Raw genomic sequence first — 21,188 nt, 5'->3', positions numbered from 1 at the left:
CTCCGGGCGGCTGCGCCCCACCCGGAGCCGGGCCCCAGCGTGCGGCCCGGGCGGTACGGGGGAGACTGGTGCGCGTACCGCACACCTACGAAACCGCGAGGCGAACCCCAAGTGAATCAGCGCGCCCCCGAGCGGAGCGGCAGCCGTACCGTGCTGCTGCGCGGCGGCACCGTCTACAGCCCGGCCGATCCCTTCGCCACGGCGATGGTCGTGGACGGCGACACCGTCGCCTGGATCGGCTCCGAAGGCGCCGCCGACTCCTTCGCCTCAGGCGTGGACGAGGTGATGGACCTGGCGGGAGCGCTGGTCACCCCCGCCTTCACCGACGCGCACGTCCACACCACCGCGACCGGTCTCGCCCTCACCGGACTGGACCTGAGCACAGCCCGTACGCTTGCCGAGGCCCTGTCCCGTACGAGCGAGTACGCCGCCGCGCACCCCGGCAGGAGCGTGCTGCTGGGCCACGGCTGGGACGAGGCCCGCTGGCCGGAGCAGCGCCCGCCGTCCCGCGCCGAGCTCGATGCCGCCGCCGGTGGCCGCCCGGTCTACCTCACCCGCGCCGATGTGCACTCCGCGGTGGTGAGCACCGCTTTGCGCAAGCAGGTGCCGGATGCGGCCGGCCTCACCGGCTACCACCCGGACGGCCCGCTGACCCGGGACGCCCACCACGCCGTACGCCGCGCCGCGCACGCCGCCGTCACCCCCGGCGAGCGCGAAGCGGCCCAGCTCGCGGCCCTGCGCCATGCCGTCTCGCTCGGCATCGGCGCCCTCCACGAGTGCGCCGGCCCCGACATCTCCTCCGAGGACGACCTCACCGCCCTGCTGCGGCTGGCCGGCGGCAGGCCCGGCCCGCGGGTCTTCGGCTACTGGGCCGAGGCGGCCACGAAGGCGGGCGACCTCGACCGGGTCCGCGCACTCGGCGCGATCGGCGCCGGTGGCGATCTCTTCGTCGACGGTTCGATCGGCTCCCGCACCGCGTGCCTGCACCACCCGTACGCCGACGCCCCGCACACCGGCATCGCGTACCTCGATGCCGCGGCTGTCGCCGACCATGTCGCCGTGTGCACCGAAGCCGGGATGCAGGCCGGCTTCCATGCCATCGGCGACGGCGCCGTCGCCTCGGTCGCGGAGGGCGTCCGCAAAGCCGCCGAACGGGTCGGTCCCGCCCGGGTCCGTGCCCTGCGGCACCGTGTGGAGCACGCCGAGATGCTCAGCCCCGCCACCATCGCCGCGTTCGCCGAGTTCGGCCTGGTCGCCTCCGTCCAGCCCGCCTTCGACGCCGTGTGGGGCGGCGTGGACGGCATGTACGCCCAGCGCCTCGGCGATGAGCGCGCCCGCACCCTCAACCCGTACGCGGCCATGGTGAGGGCGGGCGTGCCGTTGGCGCTGGGGTCCGACAGCCCCGTCACTCCCCTCGACCCCTGGGGCACGGTCCGCGCCGCCGCCTTTCACCGAACGCCGGCCCACCGTATCTCCGTCCGTGCGGCCTTCACCGCCCACACCCGTGGCGGCTGGCGCGCCGTCGGCCGGGACGACGGGGGCGTGCTCGTCCCGGGCGCTCCCGCCGACTACGTACTCTGGCGCGCCGGTGAACTGGTGGTCCAGGCCCCCGACGACCGGGTCGCCAACTGGTCCACCGATCCCCGCTCCGGCACCCCCGGCCTCCCCGACCTCACCCCGGGCCTGGCCCTGCCCACCGCTCTGCGCACCGTCGTGGCCGGACACACGGTCTACGAGCGGCCGAACGAGTGACGCCACGCGGCCCCATGCCGCCGAACGGTGTGCCGCAGTACCGTCGATCCGCCGTCGGCGGCCCCGCACTGACCTGCTGATTTGCGCAATCGGCGCAGGTCAAACGGGTGTTGACAGCTGACGGTCGTAGGCGAGTAGGTTCGGCCGGGTCCACCATGGGACGTCCGGCCGGAATCCTCCGCGTATCCGGCGGCCGCCGCTGGCAGCCAGGTCCAGCGTCCGCGGCACCGCACGCGGTTCGCCCTTCGGTGAGGCGCCGCCCGGCCGGGCAGGTGTGACCCGGGAGGGGCCCGGACGCCCAGTAGACAACGGCCTTGTCGCCGGCCCGCAGCCAGCGGGTCCCAGGTCGGCCCGAAGGGCGTCCGGGCCCCACCCGCAGCAATCCCCGCCCCGCCTGGGGCGGTTGCCGGGCGCCGGGCCCGCATCCCGCCGCGACGACGGACAGATACCGGCCTGTGCCACCCGCGATGCCGGAGGCGCCGGCCGCCCCGTCCGCGCCCGGCAGGGGCGTGAGCCGGCAGGGGGCGGGGGCCGGCACACCTGACGCTGCAGGGCTGCCCGCCGCAGGCCCGGACGCTTTGCTCACCCTCGACCCGCGGCGCCCCCGGTACGAGGTACGGTCACTGCACACAGTCACCACCTGCAGGAAGGCCGCGACATTGCGCACGCGACCCGAGACCGCCGCGGATCCGAGCGGTCCCGCCCCCGCTGAAGCGGCCACCGGTGAGCCCGCCGCGGCGGGCCCCGACAAGGCCGCGCCGCAGCGCCGCCCCGGCCGGCTCCGGCGCTGGCGGGAGACCGCCCGCCGGGAAGGTCCGCGCTCGGCCGCGGCGGCCGTCTGCGGCCTCGCGCTCGCGGCGGCGTTCCCGCCGTACGATGTGTGGCCGCTGTCGCTGGCCGCAGTGGCGGGACTCGTGGTGCTCACCCGGGGCCGGACCGCCCGCCAGGGCGCGTGGACGGGTTTCGCGTTCGGCTTCCCGTTCTTCGTGTGGCTGCTGCAGTGGCTGCATGTCGTCGGATGGGACGCGGTGGTGGGTCTGTCCGTCATCGAGGCGCTGTTCATAGCCCTGATGGGCGCGGGCTTGGCGATCAGCTCGCGGCTGCCAGGTTGGCCACTGTGGGGCGCCTGCCTGTGGGTCGCCCAGGAGCTTGCCCGGGACCGGCTGCCATTCGGCGGCTTCCCGTGGGGGCGTCTGGCGTTCGCCAACACCGGCTCCCCGTTCACTCCGCTCGCCGCACTCGGCGGCGCCCCTCTGGTCACCTTCGCCGTGGCGCTGAGCGGCTCGCTGCTCGGAGCGGCAGCCCTCGCCGTGTGGCCGCTGCTGCGGGAGAAGGGCAACCGCGCTCTGCGGGCCGTCCTGCCGGCGGCCGGGGCGACGGCCCTGGCCGGTGCGGTCCTCGCCTGCGGCTATACGGTCCCGGTCCCCACCGGGGCGAAGGACAGCGTGCAGGTGGCCCTCGTCCAGGGCAATGTGCAGCAGCCGGGCATGCACTTCCTGGGCCGCCCCATGCAGATCCTCAACAACCATGTGGCCGCGACCCTGCAGCTGGCGAAGGACGTCAAGGCGGGCAAGGTCTCCAAGCCCGACATCGTCATCTGGCCGGAGAACTCCTCCGACGTCGACCCCTTCAGCGATCCCCAGGCGTACGACAAGATCACCGAAGCTGTCCGCGCCATCGGTGTGCCGGTGCTCGTCGGTGCCCTGGTCGACGGCCCCGACGCCAAGCATGTCCAGAACGAGGGCATCGTGTGGGACCCGACGACCGGGCCCGGCGCTTCCTACACCAAGCAGCACCCGGTGCCGTTCGGCGAGTATGTGCCGTACCGCGCTGAACTCACCAAGGTCATCAAGCGGCTCGACGAGATCCCGCGCGACTTCTACGCCGGCAAGACCACGGGCGTCATGAAGATCGGGCCGGCCAGGATCGGGGACGTCATCTGCTTCGAGGTCGCCTACGACGAGATCGTGCGCGACACCGTCAACGCCGGCGCCCGCGCCATCGTCGTCCAGACCAACAACGCCACCTACGGCCGTACCGGCCAGCCCGAGCAGCAGCTGGCCATGTCCCGGCTGCGCGCCATCGAACACGGACGGGCGGTCGTCATCGCCGCCACCAGCGGAATCAGCGCGGTGGTCGCCCCGGACGGCACAATCGAGCAGCGGACCAAGGAATTCACCCGGTCCGTGCTGAGCGCCAAGATCCCTCTGCGTGACGAGATCACCGTCGCCGACCGAGTCGGTGCCGCTCCCGAGTGGACCCTCGCTATGGTGGGGCTCCTGTCCTGCGCCGGGGCCTTCGTGCTCGGCAGGCGGGGAGCCACGAAAGCAAAGGGGCAGTAGTGAACGACGGCGGGCAGCGGACCTTCGGACCGCTCGGTAGGGTACTGGTCATCATCCCGACCTACAACGAGGCCGAGAACATCAGGCCGATCGTCGCCCGGGTCCGGTCCGCCGTGCCCGAGGCGCACATCCTCATCGCCGATGACAACAGCCCGGACGGCACCGGCAAGATCGGCGATGAGCTCGCCTCCGGCGACGAGTCGGTGCGGGTCCTGCACCGGCAGGGCAAGGAGGGCCTGGGCGCCGCTTACCTCGCGGGCTTCCGCTGGGGAATCGAGAACGGCTACGGCGTCCTGGTCGAGATGGACGCCGACGGCTCCCACCAGCCCGAGGAGCTGCCCCGGCTGCTGACCGCGCTCAAGAGCGCCGACGTGGTCCTGGGCTCGCGCTGGATCCCCGGCGGCCGGGTGGTGAACTGGCCCAAGTACCGGGAATTCATCTCGCGCGGCGGCAGCACCTACTCCCGCCTCCTGCTCGATGTCCCGATCCGCGATGTCACCGGCGGCTACCGGGCCTTCCGCAAGGAGACCCTGCTCGGCCTCGGCATGGACGAGGTGGCCTCGCAGGGCTACTGCTTCCAGGTGGACCTCGCCTGGCGCGCGGTCAAGGCCGGCTTCCATGTCGTCGAGGTGCCCATCACCTTCGTCGAGCGCGAGCGCGGTGACAGTAAGATGAGCCAGAACATCGTCTTCGAGGCGTTCTGGCGGGTCGGCGCCTGGGGTGTGGGCTCCCGCGTCAACCGGATCTCGGGCCGCAGGCACAATTGATCGTATGACAACCAGCACTCCGCCCCCGGACCGCCCGCAGCAGCGGCGCTCGCGCGCCCGCACCATCCTGCCCCTGGCGCTGGCCGCCTGGGCGGTGCTGGAGATCTGGCTGCTGACCGTGGTGGCGCGGGCGGCGGGCGGGTTCACCGTCCTGCTGCTGCTCGTGGCGGGCTTCGTGCTGGGCGGAGCGGCGGTCAAGCGGGCCGGGCGCAGCGCCTGGCGGAGCCTGGCCGCTGCCACTCAGCCCGCCGCCGACCCGACGGCGGCGGAGGCGGGGACGCACGGTGCCGCGCTGGCCATGCTCGGCGGCCTGCTGCTCATGGTGCCGGGCCTGGTCTCCGACGCCGCCGGACTGCTGTGTCTCTTCCCGCCCACCAGGTCACTGCTGCGCAGGGCGGCGGCCCGGGCGCTGAGCCGTCGCAGGCCCTACGATCCGGGGTCGCTCGGTGATCTGCTCCAGCAGGCCCGCACCGCCGACGAGCAGGTCAGGATCCACCGCCCGGACGGCAAGATCGTCCAGGGCGAGGTCGTCCACCACCCGGAGCGCGAAGACCCCAGGCCGCGGCGCTGACATAGCGCCGCGGCCCGGGGCGGAGTCGTGTGCGGGCCCGCGCGGTCAGCGGGCCCGGCGCCTGGATGTCAGGCGCTCTTGCGGTTGTCGCGTGGATGCACCGCGATGTTCATGGCGCCGGAGCGCAGGACGGCCAGCCGTTCGGCCAGAACCTCCTCCAGCTCCTCCAGAGTGCGCCGCTCCATGAGCATGTCCCAGTGCGTGCGCGCGGGTTTGGTCGTCTTCTCCTCCGGGCCCTCTCCGTTCACCAGGAGCGCGGTCACACCGCAGGATCGGCATTCCCACTCCGGCGGAATCTCGGCCTCAACCGAAAACGGCATCTCGAATCGATGTCCGTTCCGGCATGCGTACTCCACGGTCTGGCGCGGTGCCAGATCGATGCCGCGGTCGGTCTCGTAGCTCGTCGCCCCGAGTCGCGTGCCGCGGAGAGCTCGCTCACTCATGAATCGTGCCTCCCGGGCTTTGTCGCCCACAGGACAGGTGTCGCTGTCGTCGTCATCCGGTCAACGTCCGGTCGGCGGTGAAGATTCCCGTTTGCGGGACATGCGTCGCCCGTCGTGCCGCCCCTGTTTGTACCCACCGGTGCCCCTTTTGTCACATCCGAGGAGAGATGTCACCCTGCGTTTCGATATCTCTAGCGCGCAGTAACGGTCCATCCGGCGAGCCAACGGCGTACACTACCGGCCCTCACGCGTATCGCCTAAATCATCTCGGGAACCGGATTGCCTGCCTCCGCCACTGCCCTGCGCATCGGCACCCTCGTCAGCAGCGCGAAACCGACCGCGAAGAACACCAGGAGTGAGATGATCGCGTCCCTGTAGTCCCCTGTCAGCTGGTAGGTGAGGCCGAAGAGCAGCGGCCCCAGCCAACTCGTGCCCCGGTCGCTCACCTCGTACACCGAGTAGTACTCGGCTTCCTTGCCGGCCGGCACCAGATGTGAGAAGGGCGACCGCGACAGCGCCTGGCTGCCACCCAGCACCAGGCCGATCCCCGCAGCCAGCGCGAAGAACCACAACGGCTCGCCCGCCGGCGCAAAATAACCCGCGCCGATCGTCACCGCCCACGCCACCAGCGAGCCCAGCACCGTACGCCGCGCCCCGTGGCGGGCCGCCAGCCGGCCGAGCAGCAGTGCGCCGGCCACCGCCAGCACCTGCACCTGCACCTGCACCTGCAGTACGGCGCCGATCAGCGTCCCCTGCCCGAGGCCCAGCTCCTGCGAGCCGTACAGTGAGGCCTGGGAGATCACCGTCTGCACCCCGTCGTTGTGGACCAGGTACGCCCCCAGGAATGCCAGCGTCAGCGGAAAACGGCGCATGTCCCGCACCGTCGCGGCCGGCTGCGCCCAACCGCCCGCGGCCTGTGGCGCGGGGAGCCCAGGCGCCGGTCCGGCACCCCCGGGACCGTCCTGCCGCGCTCGCGCAGCCGCCGCAGCGGCACGATCGTGAACGCTCCCCACCACAGCCCCCGCCGAGGCCAGGCAGATCCGCACCGCCATCCCCTCGGAGACCCCGAACGAGTCGTGGCCCAGGAACAGCCCCAGGTTCGCTACGCGAGGACACCGCGTCCCGCTCGTCCGGCTCGGCGATCTGCGGCAGGAAGGCGTTGAAGAGCACCATCGACGCCTCGTACGCGACGATCAGCAGCGCACCGCCGAGCAGATACCGGTCGCCGCTCAGGAAGAACAACCCCGCCGTCGCCGCGGCCCCCAGATAGGCGAAGGCCCCCAGCAGCGGCTTCTTGCGGCCGGTACGGTCCGCCAGCGGTATCACCAGCACCGACAACAGCACCGAGGCCGAGATCGTGTACGCGAAGTAGGAGCCGGCCCGCACCGGGATGCCCAGCGGGCGCACATAGCCGCCGGAGTCCGCCGCGGCCTTCGCGACATCGGTGAGATACGGCCCGAGGAAGACCGTGATCACGCTGGCGGACGTGCGTACGCCGCTGCCCCCGGGGCCCGGGAGCGGCGGCGTACGGCCGGCGGACGGTCAGGCCTTCGCGCTGCTCGTGCGGCGGCGCAGCATGTACATCCCGGCACCCGCGGCGGCGGTGAGCAGTGCCGCGCCGGTCGTGGTCTCGGCGGTGTCCATCCCGGCGGAGCCGCCGATGCCTGTCTGGGAGCCACCTTTCGGGTAGCGGGGCTGGTGCGGGAGGCCGGGCGAGAGCTGCTGGCGGCTGTCCTGGGGGTTCTTCTGCCGGTTTTCCTGAGGCTTGGGATCGCTCTTGGGCTGGCTCTTCTCCTCAGGTTTGGGCTGGAGGCTGGGCTGGCTCTTCTCCTCAGGTTTGGGCTGGAGGCTGGGCTGGCTCTTCTCCTCAGGCTTGGGCTGGAGGCTGGGCCGGGTCTTGTCCTGGGCTTTCTCCTCGGTGCTGTCCTGGGGCTTGTCCCCCTGTTTGCCCTGCTGGTCCTCGTGCTGCTTGGTCTGGTGGCGCGCCGCCACGACGAACCTGCCGGTCCGGGTCTGACCGTCACACATGACAGTCACCTCGTGCACGCCCGGCTCGGCCCAGCCCGCCACGGTGAAGTGCCCGAGCAGCGTCCCCGGACCGTCCTCCTGGGACAGCGTGAACGGCCCGTCGGCGTCGGACGTGCCCCGCGCGGCCCTGCCGGCGCAACCGGTGACGACGACGTCCACCTGCTGGTACTGGTGGACGCGGCCCGGCAGGACTCGCACATCGCCCGGCGCCGCGGCGGCGGAAGCGGCAGGCAGCGCGACGGCGGCCGTGGCCAGCACCGCGCCGGTCAGGATGCGTGCAGCACGCATGTGGTGTACCTCCTTGCGGACGGGGCAGGCGGGATTGCTTCCCTCGAGGCGGACTGCGACCGCGTCCTCATGATCCATCGCACGCGGCTCCTACCGGCCGCGCATCTCGGGGACGCTCCCCGCACGCCGCCACAGCTGCTTTTCCGGTGGCGTTTTCCCAGGTCAGGATGGTTCTGACAGGCCGGTAGGAAAATTCCGGGCGGATCGACGAATGGGTGACGGAACGTCAGAGAGCGGAGTCCCACGCCGTACTGTGGAGCTGCCGGGACGGCCGCATCGCGTACCCCCACCCCGGTGCTGGTGTCCTCCGATTGCCGCCCACGGCGAGCCGTCCGTACCCGGCCGGGTCAGGATGACCGGTGGGTGAGGGGCCCTCACCTCCACGTCGCACCCGGCCGCACCTGAAGGACAGCCATGAAGCGCACAGCACGGCAGCAGAGGCCCCCGGTAAGGCTGACCCGCCGTGGCCGCCGGGTCGTCGCCGGTGGCATGACAGGGGTCGTGCTCACCGGCGCGGGGCTGCTCGCCGACGGCCTGCGCGGCAGCGCCGGCCCCCCGCAGCCCGCCGCCGCGGTGACCGCGGCGGAGCCGGTGCCCTCGGCCGCCAAGCCGTCGGGCAAGCCGTCCCCCCGCCCGGCGGCGGCGGTCGTCCGCCCGTTGATGCCGCCCGCCGTTCCGGTCCCCGGGCCCGTCCGCATCCGTATCCGCTCCATCGGCGTCGACGCCCCGCTCACGAACGTCGGCCTGGACAAGAACGGCTGGGTCCAGGCCCCGCCACCGGAGGACAAGAACCTGGCCGCCTGGTACCGGGGGTCGGCCGTCCCCGGCGCCCTGGGCACCTCCGTCATCGTCGGACACGTCGACAACAAGGCCGGCCCCGCGGTCTTCTACGGCCTTGGCGCGCTGAAGAAGGGTAACGCCCTGGAAGTCCGGCGCCGGGACGGCACCACCGCCGTCTTCACCGTCTACGGCATCCAGGTGTTCGCCAAGGACGCCTTCCCGGCCCAGCGCGTCTACGGCGGCACCGGCCGCGCCGAGCTGCGGGTCATCACCTGCGGCGGTGTCTACACAAAGGCCCGCGGCTACTCCGGCAACGTCGTGGTCTTCGCCCGCCTGGTGAACGGCGAGTGACCGGCTGTCATACCCAGGCGCCGCGGGCGGCCAGCACCGCCCGCAGCGTCTCCAGGTCGTCGGTCATGATCCCGTCCACGCCCAGGTCCAGCAGCGCGTTCATGCGCCGCTCGTCATTCACCGTCCATACGTGCACCTGCAGCCCCCGCCGGTGCGCGGCACCGATGAACACCCGGTCCACCACCCGGATACCGGACGAACGCTCCGGCACCTGCACACACACCGCGCTCCGCCGCACCGCGGCTCCCAGCAGCCGCTCCGCCACCGGCCCGCCGTACGACAGCAGGCGCAGCCCGGCCACGCCCCGGGTGCCCAGCGACGTCGCCAGCCGCCGGCCCGCGAGCCGCTGGGCGCGGGCCACCCGCGCCTCGGAGAACGAGCCGACGCACACCCGGTCCCAGGCGCCCGCCCGGCGGACCGCCTCCACCAGCGGCCGCACCGTGGGCTCCGCCTTCACGTCCACATTCCAGCGCGCCTGCGGGAACGCCTCCAGCAGCTCCTCGAACCGCGCCACCGGCTCCCGGCCCGCCACCCGCGCCTGTCGCACCACGCTCCAGGGCAGTTCCGCGATGGCCCCGGCCGCGTCGGTCACCCGGTCCAGGGTCTCGTCGTGGAAGGCGACCAGCACACCGTCGGAGGTGAGGTGCACATCCGTCTCCAGATAGCGGTAGCCGAGTTCCACCGCCCTGCGGAAGGCCGTCAGGGTGTTCTCGATGCCTGCCGACGCACCGCCGCGATGGGCGAAAGGCAGCGGTGCCGGGTGGTCCAGATAGGGATGACGGGCTGCGCTCACCTACCGGATTATGACGGGCTCCCCGCTCCGCCCGGACAACGGCCGGCGAATGGCGAGGAACCGCGGGAAGAACTGCGCCGGCGGCTACGCCACCGTGCCGATCCCCACGCGCCGCCGAGCGGGCTGAACCACCGAGTGGACGGCGTACGCGCTACGGTGTGGCCCGGTCCTATGCTGGATACATGGCCAATCTCCGAAAGGTGGACCGTAAACGATGAGCCAGTGGACTGCCACCGTAGGAGCCTCGCGTCTCGCCCGGCTGCTGGAGCCGCGCGATCGCAGGTCCGGCGACGGACGCCGGGTGCCCGCCTACCGCGGACTCGCCGACGGAGTACGCCTCCTCGTCCTGGAGGGCCGGGTACCGGTCGCCGCCCGGCTCCCCGCGGAACGGGAACTCGCCGTCGCCCTCGGGGTCAGCCGTACCACCGTCGCCGCCGCCTACGAGGCGCTGCGCGCCGAGGGCTACGCCCACTCCCGGCGCGGCGCCGGCAGCTGGACCGCCATCCCCGACGGCCACACCCTCCCCACCGGCAGCCTCGTACCCCTGCCACCCGAGGCCTCCGGCACCGTCATCGATCTCGGCACCGCCTCCCTCCCCGCCCCGGAACCCTGGCTCTCCCGCGCCATGCACGGCGGGCTCGCCGACCTGCCGGCCTATGCCGGCACCCACGGCGACTTCCCGGCCGGACTCCCCGTCCTGCGGCACGCCATCGCCGAGCGCTACACCGCCCGCGGCATACCCACCATGCCCGAGCAGATCATGGTGACCGCCGGCGCGATGGGCGCCATCGGCTCCGCCGCCCGGCGGCTCGTAGGGCCCGGCGAGCGCGTCGCCGTCGAATCCCCCAGCTACGCCAATGTCCTCGAACTCTTCCGCGAGTGCGGCTCCCGGCTCGTCCCCGTCGCCATGCGCGAAGGACTCGCCGGCTGGGATCTCGACGCCTGGCGGCGCGTCCTGCGCGACGCCGCGCCCCGCATGGCCTACGTCATGCCCGACTTCCAGAACCCCACAGGCACCCTCATCGGCGACGACCAGCGCCGAGCGCTGGTCGAGGCGGCCCGCGCCGCCGGGACGGTGGTCGTCGCCGACGAGACCATGGCCGAACTCGTCCTCGATCCACAGCCCGTCCTGCCCCGCCCCATGGCCGCCTTCGACCCCGGCGGCGGCACCGTCATCAGCATCGGCTCCGCCAGCAAGGCCATCTGGGGGGGCCTGCGCATCGGCTGGGTGCGGGCCGCCCCGGACGTCGTACGCCGCCTGGTCACCGCCCGCGCCTACCTGGACCTCGGCTCACCCGTGGTCGACCAGCTCGCGGTCGCCTGGCTGCTCCGCGACACCGGGTGGGACGAAGCCGTCGCCGCCCGCTGCGAACGCGCCCGCGACCACCGTGACGACCTCGCGGGCGCCCTCCGCGACCAGCTCCCCGACTGGGAGTTCGCCGTCCCGTCCGGCGGTATGACCATGTGGGTACGCACCGGCGACATCTCCGGTTCCCGCCTCGCCGTGGCCGGTGAACGCCTCGGCGTCCGTGTTCCCTCCGGCCCCCGCTTCGGCGTCGACGGCGCCTTCGAGTCCTACGTCCGCCTCCCCTTCACTGTCGGCGGCCCCACCGCCCTCGATGCCGTCACGCGGCTGGCCGCCGCCGCCCGGGCCGTCCGCTCCGGGGGCGGCACCGAAGGGGAGGGCGCCGGCCTCTTCGTGGCTTGACCAGGGGCGGGCGGTCCCGGGGCTCAGCGGGTGGGCGGGAGGAAGACCTCCCGGGCCGCGGGCGCGGGGGCGGTGGCTGCCACCGGGCCGCACTTGGCCAGGCGAACAGGCTCGGGGCGATCGCCGTCACAGGCGCTGCCGCCTGCCGCGGGCAGCAGCGCCAGCACCGCCTGCCGGTGGATCTCGCTGGTCTCCTCGTCGTACGGATCGGGCGTGGCCGGCACCTGGACCCGGAGGACCGGGCCGGAGCCGAGCCGGGCATAGCCGCGGCCGGGCGGCATGTGGTCGCTCTGGGTGGTGCACGGGGGGGCACCGAGGACAGCACTCGTGTGCTCGGGAGAGAGGGGGCCGAGTACGACGCGGGCCCGGGTGTGGGCGATGACGGCGGGGGCGAGGGTGTCGGCGGCGTCGAGCTGGTCGCCGACGGCGACGGTGACGCTCGCGGCCCGCCCGTGCCGCAGCGGTACGTCGAGAAGCGACTGCGGGTCCGTCCGGCCCTCGGCGTGCGCGAGCTGTGTGAGGGCGGTGGGCCGGTCGACCAGGATCCACAGCGGGCGGCGGACGTCCTCCGGCGCCGGGCGCCCGGCCTGGCGGGCGCGGTTGACGGCGATGAGCCGCCGTTCGGTCTCGTGCGCCGCCCACTCCAGGGTGGCGAGCGTCCCGGCGAGCCCGCTCTCGACGGCCAGCACGCCGGGGTGCCCGGTGAGGCAGGCGTACTCGCCGGTACCGCTGCCGTCGACGACCAGCACATCTCCGTGGGCGAGTGCCTGCAGGGCGAAGCAGCGAAGCAGGGTGGTGATGCCGGTGCCGGGCTGGCCCAGGGCCAGCAGATGCGGCTCGGTGGAGCGGGGACCGGTGCGCCAGACGATGGGCGGGGCATCGCGGACCTCCTCGCCGTCGGCGACGGGGACGGTGCGCTGGACGGCTCCGGCGTCGGTGAAGCCGAGCACGGTCTCTCCGGGGGAGGCGACGAAGCGCTGGGCGGCGATGCCGGTGGCGAGCGGCGGCAGCGCGGTGAGGGTGAGATGGTTCTCCTCCTCGTTCCAGTCGAACCGGTACTCGCGACCCCGCCCGGCTTTGGTGTGCAGCACCTGTTCGACGCGGGCCCTGGACTCCGGCTCGCCGTCGGTGAAGTACGCGGGGTACTTCAGGTGCAGCCGGACCAACCGCCCGTCGTCGAACTCGTACTCGCTGAAGGCGCCCTCCCAGCTGCTGTCGTGGGCGTAGAGCGGCCGCGGGTCGTCCGGGTCGGACAAGTAGGGGACCAGCGCCTCGTAGAGCGACTGGAGCCGGCCGGTCTCCGGCTCACTGGGGCCCTTCGTTGCCGGTGCGCGGTCGCGCCCCGCCCAGGCGGCGGAGCCCATGACGGCGATCACGCCGAGCACCGGCCCGTACGGGAGCAGCGCGATCACCAGTACCGCGGTCGCGACCAGCAACAGCGCGGGGTTGCGCCGGTCCTTGGGGGTCTTCGCCCACCAGCCGCGCGCCCAGGCGGCCTGCCGGCGCAGTCCGCGCACGATGTTGATGAGCGGGTAGAGGACGTCGGCGGCGCCGTCGGTGACGGTCCGGGTGAAGTCGCGGCCGCGGACGAACGAGGGGTGACTGCTCACAACTCTGGGGAGGGGGCGCCGGGCCACAGGTGCTCCAGGAGATCGATCGTTGGACGACGGGATGGGCCCGGAGCGGTGAGGCCGCGTCCGGGCCCAGCGGTGACGGCCATACGGCCGGGCTCCCGGACTAGAACCTGATCCCGCCGAGCAGGCTGGCCAGGCTGGCGCCGCCGGCCTTGATGCTCGGGGCGATCGCGGTACCGGCGAGATAGAAGCCCAGGAGGATGCAGACAAGGCTGTGGTGTCCCTTGAGGCCGTCCTTTCGGTTGAAGAGCAGGACGATGGTGGCGAGCAGGACGATGGCTGAGCAGGAGAGAATCATGGGGGTACTCCTGTGTGATGGGGACGGTCACCATGAGTTCTTCCAGGCTCACAGAAGGTGATAGATCGTGGATAGTGGCAAATGGGTGAAAAGTCGATAATTTAACCCGATTGGCTGATTAATGCCCTGATTGTCCCCGCGTGCGGCGCGCCCCGCTGACGCTGCGTAAGGTGGAACCGTATGATTCCAGTGCATGGCCGACGGAGTGAGGAACGATGAGCGAGCCGACCCCGGAAACCGAGCCCGCGCACGACCCCGAAGTGCTGCAACTCGCCGCCAAGGTCTTCGACCTCGCCCGTCAGGGCGGCACCTCGACGCTCGCCGCGTATGTCGATGCGGGCGTCCCGGCCAACCTCACCAACGACCGTGGTGACTCCCTGGTGATGCTCGCGGCCTACCACGGCCACGCCGAGGCGGTCACCGCCCTCCTGAGCCGGGGCGCCGACCCCGACCGGGCCAACGACAAAGGCCAGACCCCGCTCGCCGGTGCCGTTTTCAAGGGCGAGGACGCTGTCATCCGGGCTCTCCTCGACGGCGGTGCCAACCCGGCGGCCGGCACCCCCTCCGCCATTGAAACCGCACGCATGTTCGGCAAGGAAGAGCTGCTGAAGCTCTTCGGGGCCGATGGGTAGAAAAGCGTAGAATCAGGGCAGTAACGACTCGGAAGAGCCGTCCTGGACCAGGAGGTCTCATGCGCAAGGTCGCAGACTGCCGTCAGTTCCCCAGCGAAATGAACTGCACGCTCACCATCTCCGGCGAAGAGGACGAAGTGCTGCGGGCCGCCACCGAGCACGCCATCTCCGTGCACGGCCACACCGACAGCCCGCAGCTCCGCGAGGACATTCGCCGTTTCCTCAAGGACGAGGCTCCCGCGCACGTCTGATCTCCCCGCATCAGGCGAGGGAGCGCAGCAGCGCGACGTCCACCTCTTCCAGGCTCGCCACGACGGTACGGCCCGGTCCTTGCTGAATGGGCAGCCGTGACGGTACGGCGAGCACCGCACAGCCCGCCGCCTCGGCAGAGGACACCCCCGTGGGCGTGTCCTCCACCGCCACACAGGCGGCCGCCGGCGCTTCCAGAGCGCCGACCGCGGCCAGATAGGGGTCAGGGGCGGGCTTGCTGCGTAGGGTGTCGTCCGCCGAGACGGAGAGCGCGAACCGCCATCCGCCGAGTGAACGCAGCACCATGTCCACCACCCCCCGGGGCGACGCCGACACCAGCGCGAGCGGCACCCCGGCCTCGTTCAGCCCGTCGAGCAGCCGCAACGCCCCCGGCTGCGGCCTGATCCCGCCGCCCCCGTCGCCGCTGCTGTCCCTGCCGACCAGCTCCGCGAACCGGCGGTCGAGTTCGACGCAGAGGGCGCCCGGCGACCGGTCGGCGCCGGTGACGGCGTGCAGATGGGCGGCGGTGTGCGGCACCGGACGCCCCAGCACATCGTCGACGTCGGCCTCGCCCAGCCGGTACCCGAGCCCGGCGGCGACGGACTCGGCGGCCTGCCACCACAGCCCCTCGGTATCCACGAGGGTGCCGTCCATGTCGAACAGCACGGCAGCCAGGCCGTACGGATCCCGGCTCACGCGGTACGGGCGTCGACGAGCACCGGCCGGTCCGGGAGCGTCAGGGTCACCCTGGCGCCCGCCCCGAGAGCGGCGGCGTCATGGGTCGCGACATCCGCCTTGGCCTCGCTGCCGTCCGCCAGCCGCACGGTCAGCCGGGTGACGGCGCCCAGGAAGCTCGTGGCGATGACCTGCCCTGCTCCTTCGGCGTCCGCCGTCACCACCACCGCCTCCGGCCGCACCAGTACGTCCACCTCACCGGCGCCCTGCGGCGCGTCCTCGAGGACAGCCATCCGCCGCCCCAGCACCTCCACCGTGCCCGCCCCGGTCATCCGCCCGCCCAGCCGGTTCATGGTGCCGACGAACTCCGCGACGAAGGCCGTGGCCGGGCGCGCGTACAGCTCGGCCGGCGGCGCGCACTGCTCCAGCCGCCCGCCGTGCATCACCGCGACCCGGTCGGCCATGGACAACGCCTCCTCCTGGTCGTGCGTGACGAACAGCGTCGTGATGCCCAGCTCCTGCTGGAGCCGCCGGATCTCCTCCCGCAGTGAGAGCCGCACCTTCGCGTCCAGCGCCGACAGCGGCTCGTCCAGCAGCAGCACCCTCGGCCGCAACGCCAGCGCCCGCGCCAGAGCGATCCGCTGCTGCTGCCCGCCCGACAGCTGGTGCGGATAACGGTCGCCGTGCTCCGGCAGACCCACCAGCTCCAGCAGCTCGGCGGCGCGCTCCCGCCGCTCGGCTGTGCCCCTACCACGCATCCGCAGGCCGAAGGCCACATTGTCGCGGGCGCTCAGATGCGGGAAGAGGCTGTACGACTGGAAGACCATCCCGGCGTCCCGGCGGTGCGCCGGAACTCCGGTGACGTCCTCGCCGTCCACCAGGACCTGGCCGGAGTCGGGATGCTCGAAGCCGGCCAGCATGCGCAGCGCGGTGGTCTTGCCGCACCCCGAGGGGCCCAGCAGGGCGAGCAGCTCGCCGGGGCGGACCGTAAGGTCCAGGCCGTCCAGGGCGACGGTGGCACCGAAGGCACGGCGCAGGCCGCGGAATTCGATGGTGGCCGCGTCAGTGGCCGTAATCGTCATGCGTTCATCCCTTCCGGGAAGAGGTACGGGAAGCGGGGCCGCGGCCGGCGGTGCGGGTCAGCAGCACCAGCAGCAGCCAGGTGAGGACCAGGCTCAGCACCGAGACGGCGACCGAGAGCTGCGCCTGGGAACCGCCGATGGTGTAGATCCACACGGCGAACGGCGCGAAGCCCAGCAGCGAGGCGACCGTGAACTCGCCGAGCACCAGCGCCAGGGTGAGGAAAGCGGCGTTGAGCAGCGGCACCCGCAGATTGGGGAGCAGCACCCGCCACAGCGCCTTCGGCCAGCTCGCCCCGCAGTTGCGGGCCGCCTCCATGAGGGTTCGGACGTCGATGGCGCGCAGCCCCGTGTCCAGCACCCGGTGTGCGAACGGCAGCGCCATCACCACGTACGCCAGGACCAGCACCACCGGGAAGGACTGGTTCTGCAACGCCACGAACGTCTCGAAGAACGGCGTGGTGGAGAGGTACTCCGGCCCCCACAGCAGCACCGTGCGCAGTCCGGCCGCGAACGCGATGGCGGGCACCACCAGCGGCAGCGAGCAGATCACTTCGACCACCGGCCCCAGCCGGGGCACCGCCAGCCGCACCGCGACCAGCGCGGGCACCATCAGCAGCAGCACGAGCACGATGGTCGCGGCGGACATCTCCAGGGAGAGCAGCAGACTGGAGGTGAATCCGGGGGAGCCCAGGATCTGCGTGTACGAGTCCGCGGTCAGCCCCTGGCCCGGGACGTCTACGGTGAACAGCAGCGACGCCAGCAGCGGAACCAGGAAGTACACCGCCGCGCCGGCGAGTACGGTCCCGCGCCACAGGCGGGGGCGGCGCCGGCCCGTACCGGCCGTGGTCAGTCCAGCCATCGGGCGCTCCGTCGTTGCAGGGGCAGGTACACGGCCATCACCAGGCCGGCCACCAGGACCATGTCGAGGCTGAGGGCCAGCGCCACGTTCTCCTGGCCGATCAGGACGTTCCCGGAGATCGCGTCCGCGATCTGCAGGGTGACCAGCGGCACCGAGCTGCCCACCATGGCCGCCGCCGTCGCGTAGGCGGCGAAGGCGCTGCCGAACAGCAGCACAAAGCCGCCCAGCAGCGACGGGGTGAGCACCGGCAGGGCCACATGGCGCCAGTACTGGAAGGTGGTGGCGCCGTTGTTCTGCGCGGCCTCGCGCCACTGCGCGCGCAGGCCGTCCAGTGCCGGGACCACCGTCAGCACCATGAGGGGGATGAGGAAGTACAGATAGGTGATCACCAGCCCCCAGAAGCTGTAGAGGCTCCAGCCGTGGTCGGCCAGGTGCAGATGCGTGGTGAGGACACCGGCATTGCCCAGGGTGGCCACGAAGGCGAAGGCGAGCGGTACGCCGCCGAAGTTGGCCAGCACTCCGGAAGCGGTGAGCACGGCCTCGCGCAGTGTCTGGTGCCGGGAGGTGACGACTGCCTGGCCGAGCAGCAGCCCGAGCACGGCCGCGATGACGGCGGACACCGCCGAGAGCTTGACGCTGCCGGTCAGGGCGGTGAGGTAGGCGCCGCCCAGGGACGCGGTCATGTTGGCGGTGGTGTAGTGGGACGCCCCTCCGGACGGGTCCTTGGCGGTGAAGGCACCGTTCAGCATGGCCAGGGCCGGTACGCCGAAGGACAGAGCGGTGAACGCGAGCAGCGGTACGACCGCGAGCCAGGCGGGGAAGCGGCGGCGCCGGGGCGCCGCCGCTTCCGCCGGGCTGCCCGCAGCCGGCGCCGCACTGGGCGCGGGGGAGACGGCGGGAACCGTGGTCATGGTGTGGTCACCCACCCACGGCCTTGCTCCAGCCCGAGGCCAGCGCCGTCTTGGCCTTGGCCTGCTGGGCGTCGGTGGGGAAGGTCGGGGTACCGGAGACCGAGGGCAGCTTGGCGGCGGCCGTCTTGTCAATGGTGCCCGCCGTTTCCATGGCGGCCATCAGGACCGGACGGGCAAACCCCTTGAGCCACAGGTTCTGGCCCTCGGCGCTGTACAGGTACTCCTCCCACAGCCGGGCCGCGGCCGGGTGCGGGGCGTCCTTGTTGATCGCCTGCGCGTAGTACTGGGCGTACTTGCCGTCCGAGGGCACGGCGACCGTCCAGTTCACACCCTTGGTCTTGAACTCGGCGGCGTAGCCCGCGTTGAGGTAGTCCCAGTCGATGCTGATCGGTGTCTCGCCCTTCTCGACCGTGGCCGGGGTGGACTCGACGGGGTTGTAGTTGCCGCTCTTCTTCAGCTTGGCGAAGAAGTCCAGGCCCGGCTGGATGTTGTCGAAGGAGCCTCCGCCTGCGAGCGCCGCCGCGTACACCCCGCCGAAGGCCGAACCGGACTTCGTCGGGTTGCCGTTGAGCGCGACCTTCCCCTTGTACTCGGGCTTCAGCAGGTCGGCGAAGGTCGTCGGGCACACCGTCACCCGCTTGGCGTCGCAGCCGATGGAGATGTAACCGCCGTAGTCGTAGTACCAGCTCGCCTTGGGGTCGGTCATGCCCGAGGGGATGTCGGTGTACGAGGCGACCTTGTACGGGGCGAACAGGGCCTGCTGGGCGCCGGAGACGGCGAAGGAGGCGCCGAGGTCGACCACGTCAGGGGCGCGGTCCTGGCCCTTGCGCGAGGTGATGGCGTTGATCTCGTCCTGGCTGGCGGCGTCCGGCGTCTCGTCCTTGACCTTGATGCCGTACTTCTTGGTGAAACCGTCGATGAGGGCGCCGTAGTTGGCCCAGTCGCGGGGGAGCGCGATCGCGTTGAGCGTGCCCTCCTTCTTCGCGGCGGTGACCAGGGCGGCCATTCCGCCGAATCCCTTGGCAGAGGTGGCGGCGGCAGCGCTCTTGGCGCTGCTGGAGGCGGTGGGAGCCGCGCCGCAGGCGCTGAGGAGGAGGGAGGCGGCAGCGATACAGCCGGCGAGGCCAACCGCTCTGGAGGGGAGCACGGGCACTGGATCTCCTGAAGACTTGTCCGAACAAGTTGCGCCCAGTACGCCCGACGTTCGTGTCGGCCGTGTGAACGGCGTGCAAACCCTGAAGTGCGATCCGGCAAGCGTAAGCACAGGGTTTCACCAAGGCATTCAAGGTCCGTGCGCCGCGTTGCGCAAGACCTGCGGCACAGTGCGACCGGCGTTCGCCTAGAATCGCGTCGGAAACCGAAGTGTGCACAGGGGGAGGGTCAGGCGAAGTGGCCGCACGGCATGAGCAGATCGCCGACGAGCTGAGGGACGGCATCAACCGCGGGCAGTTCCCGGCCGGGTCCCGGCTGCCCTCGGAGAGTGAGCTGGCGGCCCGCTACGGCGTCGCGCGCGGCACCGTCCGGCAGGCGGTCGCCGCCCTTGGCGCAGAAGGGCTCATCGGCTCCCGTCAGGGCGCCCGCCGGGTGGTGATCGGCAGCGGAGCCCGGCAGAGCTTCGAGGAGCTGCGCAGCTTCGCCCAGTGGGCCCGCGCCGAGGGCCGCCGCCCGACCGGCCACGTCATCTCCACCGCCCGCCGTCCCGCCACCGCCGAGGACGTCCTGCGGCTCCAGCTCCCCCCGGGCACCGAAGTGCTCTACGTCCTGCGGGTACGCAGCCTCGACGGCGCCCCCGTACTCGTCGAGCGCACCGTCTACGCCGACTGGATCGCCGAGGCCGTCGAGCACATAGAGCCCGACTGCGAATCCGTCACCCAACGCCTTTACGACGACGTCGGGCTGGTCTTCGCCTACGGCGAGCACGTCCTCGACGCCGTCGCCGCCGGCACCCGCGACGCCGGCCTGCTCGACATCCGCCGCGGCAGCCCCCTCCTGCGGATCCAGCGCGTCACCACCACCCGTGACGGCCGCCCCGTGGAATGGTCCGACGACCGCTACCGCTCCGGCACCGTCGCCTTCAGCGTCCGCAATGCCAGCGGCACCAACCCCCTCACCCGGCGACTGGGCCCCGGCTGAGCGCAGGGACCACGGCGGCGGTCGGTCAGGCCCCGTATTCCTCGTAGTCGTACCGGACCGTCACCGGCGCGTGGTCCGACCAGCGCAGGTCGTGGGTCTCGGCGCGTTCTACCACCGCCGACACCGCCCGCCGGGCCAGCCCGCGCGTCGCCACGTGGTAGTCGATACGCCACCCCGTGTCCGCGTCGAAGGCCCTGCCGCGGTAGGACCACCATGAGTACGGCCCTGTCACGTCCGGGTGGAGCTCGCGCACCACGTCGGTGTACCCGCTCTCGTCGAACACCCTTGACAGCCAGGCGCGTTCCTCCGGCAGGAAGCCGGCGCTGCGGGTGTTGGCCTTCCAGTTCTTCAGGTCCGCCTCATGGTGCGCGATGTTCCAGTCGCCGCACACCAGCACCTCCCGGCCGGCCGCGCCGGCCTGGACCCGCAGCTTGTCCAGGTGGATCAGGAACTCGCCCATGAAGCGGAGCTTCTCCTCCTGCCGCTGAGTGCCGACCTCCCCGGAGGGCAGATACAGGCTGGCGATCGTGACCCCTGGCAGGTCGGCCTCCACATACCGTCCAGAGGTGTCGAACTCCTCCGAGCCGAAGCCGATCCGCACCTCCTCTGGCTTCTGCCGGGTGAGGATCGATACGCCCGCCCGGCCCTTCGCGGCGGCGGGGGCGTGCACCGCGTGCCACCCCTCCGGCTCCCGGACCTCCCCAGGCAGCTGCCCGGGTTCCGCCCGCACCTCTTGCAGGCACACCACATCGGCGGCGGTCGCCGCCAGCCACGGCACGAAGCCTTTCTTGGCGGCGGCACGCAGCCCGTTCACGTTCACGGAAGTCACGGTGAGCATGCCCGGGACGATACCTGTCCCGGAACGGGCCTGGGATCGGACCGGTTCTCGCAG

Annotated in this window: 20 protein-coding genes and 1 pseudogene; 9 read left to right on the top strand and 12 right to left on the bottom strand. The window is 72.1% G+C overall.

Annotation, left to right across the window (positions count from 1 at the left end):
• Nucleotides 1-204: 204 nt before the first annotated feature.
• From FCI23_RS23360 to fxsA, 4 genes are all read left to right on the top strand, one after another.
• On the top strand, nt 205-1,752 hold the full coding sequence (locus FCI23_RS23360) for an amidohydrolase (protein WP_136725943.1): 1,548 nt from the start codon (nt 205-207) through the stop codon (nt 1,750-1,752).
• 659 nt (nt 1,753-2,411) lie between these two features.
• Complete coding sequence (gene lnt / locus FCI23_RS23355) at nt 2,412-4,094, top strand: apolipoprotein N-acyltransferase (RefSeq protein WP_246143922.1); 1,683 nt, start codon at nt 2,412-2,414, stop codon at nt 4,092-4,094.
• On the top strand, nt 4,094-4,861 hold the full coding sequence (locus FCI23_RS23350; protein WP_136725893.1) for a polyprenol monophosphomannose synthase: 768 nt from the start codon (nt 4,094-4,096) through the stop codon (nt 4,859-4,861). The genes lnt and FCI23_RS23350 overlap by 1 nt, the downstream gene beginning before the upstream one ends.
• A 4-nt stretch (nt 4,862-4,865) precedes the next feature.
• Nucleotides 4,866-5,432, top strand: a complete 567-nt coding sequence (gene fxsA / locus FCI23_RS23345) for an FxsA family membrane protein (RefSeq protein WP_136725892.1) — start codon at nt 4,866-4,868, stop codon at nt 5,430-5,432.
• A gap of 68 nt (nt 5,433-5,500) precedes the next feature.
• On the opposite strand, the gene FCI23_RS23340 is transcribed toward fxsA, so the two are convergent.
• The 3 genes and pseudogenes from FCI23_RS23340 to FCI23_RS23330 form a co-directional block, all read right to left on the bottom strand.
• Nucleotides 5,501-5,875, bottom strand: a complete 375-nt coding sequence (locus FCI23_RS23340; protein ID WP_136725891.1) for an RNA polymerase-binding protein RbpA — start codon at nt 5,873-5,875, stop codon at nt 5,501-5,503.
• Between the two features lie 257 nt (nt 5,876-6,132).
• Nucleotides 6,133-7,360, bottom strand: a pseudogene (locus FCI23_RS23335) (MFS transporter); the annotation flags it as partial.
• 57 nt (nt 7,361-7,417) lie between these two features.
• Nucleotides 7,418-8,191: a hypothetical protein gene (locus tag FCI23_RS23330; RefSeq protein WP_136725890.1), complete on the bottom strand. Its 774-nt coding sequence runs from the start codon at nt 8,189-8,191 to the stop codon at nt 7,418-7,420.
• Between the two features lie 414 nt (nt 8,192-8,605).
• On the opposite strand from FCI23_RS23330, the gene FCI23_RS23325 reads away from it, so the two are divergent.
• Nucleotides 8,606-9,322: a class F sortase gene (locus FCI23_RS23325; RefSeq protein WP_136725889.1), complete on the top strand. Its 717-nt coding sequence runs from the start codon at nt 8,606-8,608 to the stop codon at nt 9,320-9,322.
• Nucleotides 9,323-9,329: 7 nt separating this feature from the next.
• Here the strand turns inward: FCI23_RS23325 and FCI23_RS23320 are convergent, their stop codons facing one another.
• Entirely contained in the window at nt 9,330-10,115 is a 786-nt protein-coding gene (locus tag FCI23_RS23320) for a glycerophosphodiester phosphodiesterase (RefSeq protein WP_136725888.1), read from the bottom strand.
• A gap of 214 nt (nt 10,116-10,329) precedes the next feature.
• Here FCI23_RS23320 and yczR point away from each other — a divergent pair, with 214 nt between their 5' ends.
• Nucleotides 10,330-11,823: a MocR-like transcription factor YczR gene (yczR, locus tag FCI23_RS23315; protein WP_136725887.1), complete on the top strand. Its 1,494-nt coding sequence runs from the start codon at nt 10,330-10,332 to the stop codon at nt 11,821-11,823.
• Between the two features lie 23 nt (nt 11,824-11,846).
• Here the strand turns inward: yczR and FCI23_RS23310 are convergent, their stop codons facing one another.
• Both FCI23_RS23310 and FCI23_RS23305 read right to left on the bottom strand, forming a co-directional pair.
• Nucleotides 11,847-13,460 carry an RraA family protein gene (locus tag FCI23_RS23310; RefSeq protein ID WP_246143921.1) on the bottom strand — a complete coding sequence of 538 codons (1,614 nt, stop codon included), beginning with the start codon at nt 13,458-13,460 and terminating at the stop codon, nt 11,847-11,849.
• Nucleotides 13,461-13,560: 100 nt separating this feature from the next.
• On the bottom strand, nt 13,561-13,755 hold the full coding sequence (locus tag FCI23_RS23305; protein WP_136725886.1) for a hypothetical protein: 195 nt from the start codon (nt 13,753-13,755) through the stop codon (nt 13,561-13,563).
• A gap of 215 nt (nt 13,756-13,970) precedes the next feature.
• On the opposite strand from FCI23_RS23305, the gene FCI23_RS23300 reads away from it, so the two are divergent.
• Complete coding sequence (locus FCI23_RS23300; RefSeq protein ID WP_136725885.1) at nt 13,971-14,387, top strand: ankyrin repeat domain-containing protein; 417 nt, start codon at nt 13,971-13,973, stop codon at nt 14,385-14,387.
• A 59-nt stretch (nt 14,388-14,446) separates the two neighbouring features.
• Nucleotides 14,447-14,638, top strand: coding sequence for a DUF1059 domain-containing protein (locus FCI23_RS23295; RefSeq protein ID WP_136725884.1), 192 nt, complete (start codon nt 14,447-14,449; stop codon nt 14,636-14,638).
• A gap of 10 nt (nt 14,639-14,648) precedes the next feature.
• Here the strand turns inward: FCI23_RS23295 and FCI23_RS23290 are convergent, their stop codons facing one another.
• From FCI23_RS23290 to FCI23_RS23270, 5 genes are read right to left on the bottom strand one after another with little or no spacing between them, the layout of a single operon-like run.
• Complete coding sequence (locus tag FCI23_RS23290) at nt 14,649-15,332, bottom strand: HAD family hydrolase (RefSeq protein ID WP_136725883.1); 684 nt, start codon at nt 15,330-15,332, stop codon at nt 14,649-14,651.
• Entirely contained in the window at nt 15,329-16,393 is a 1,065-nt protein-coding gene (locus FCI23_RS23285; RefSeq protein ID WP_136725882.1) for an ABC transporter ATP-binding protein, read from the bottom strand. The genes FCI23_RS23290 and FCI23_RS23285 overlap by 4 nt, the downstream gene beginning before the upstream one ends.
• A 4-nt stretch (nt 16,394-16,397) precedes the next feature.
• Nucleotides 16,398-17,252 carry an ABC transporter permease gene (locus FCI23_RS23280; RefSeq protein ID WP_136725881.1) on the bottom strand — a complete coding sequence of 285 codons (855 nt, stop codon included), beginning with the start codon at nt 17,250-17,252 and terminating at the stop codon, nt 16,398-16,400.
• Entirely contained in the window at nt 17,240-18,163 is a 924-nt protein-coding gene (locus tag FCI23_RS23275; RefSeq protein WP_136725880.1) for an ABC transporter permease, read from the bottom strand. The genes FCI23_RS23280 and FCI23_RS23275 overlap by 13 nt, the downstream gene beginning before the upstream one ends.
• Nucleotides 18,164-18,170: 7 nt before the next feature.
• Nucleotides 18,171-19,310, bottom strand: coding sequence for an ABC transporter substrate-binding protein (locus FCI23_RS23270; RefSeq protein ID WP_407646014.1), 1,140 nt, complete (start codon nt 19,308-19,310; stop codon nt 18,171-18,173).
• A gap of 242 nt (nt 19,311-19,552) precedes the next feature.
• Here FCI23_RS23270 and FCI23_RS23265 point away from each other — a divergent pair, with 242 nt between their 5' ends.
• Nucleotides 19,553-20,296 (top strand): GntR family transcriptional regulator, encoded by a 744-nt coding sequence (locus tag FCI23_RS23265; RefSeq protein ID WP_136725878.1) that lies wholly within the window; start codon nt 19,553-19,555, stop codon nt 20,294-20,296.
• A 25-nt stretch (nt 20,297-20,321) separates the two neighbouring features.
• Here the strand turns inward: FCI23_RS23265 and FCI23_RS23260 are convergent, their stop codons facing one another.
• On the bottom strand, nt 20,322-21,134 hold the full coding sequence (locus FCI23_RS23260; RefSeq protein WP_136725877.1) for an exodeoxyribonuclease III: 813 nt from the start codon (nt 21,132-21,134) through the stop codon (nt 20,322-20,324).
• Between the last annotated feature and the right edge of the window lie 54 nt (nt 21,135-21,188).

It is taken from the genome of Actinacidiphila oryziradicis (assembly GCF_005047355.1).
GTDB lineage: Bacteria > Actinomycetota > Actinomycetes > Streptomycetales > Streptomycetaceae > Actinacidiphila > Actinacidiphila oryziradicis.
This window is presented reverse-complemented; position numbering and strand designations above follow the sequence as displayed.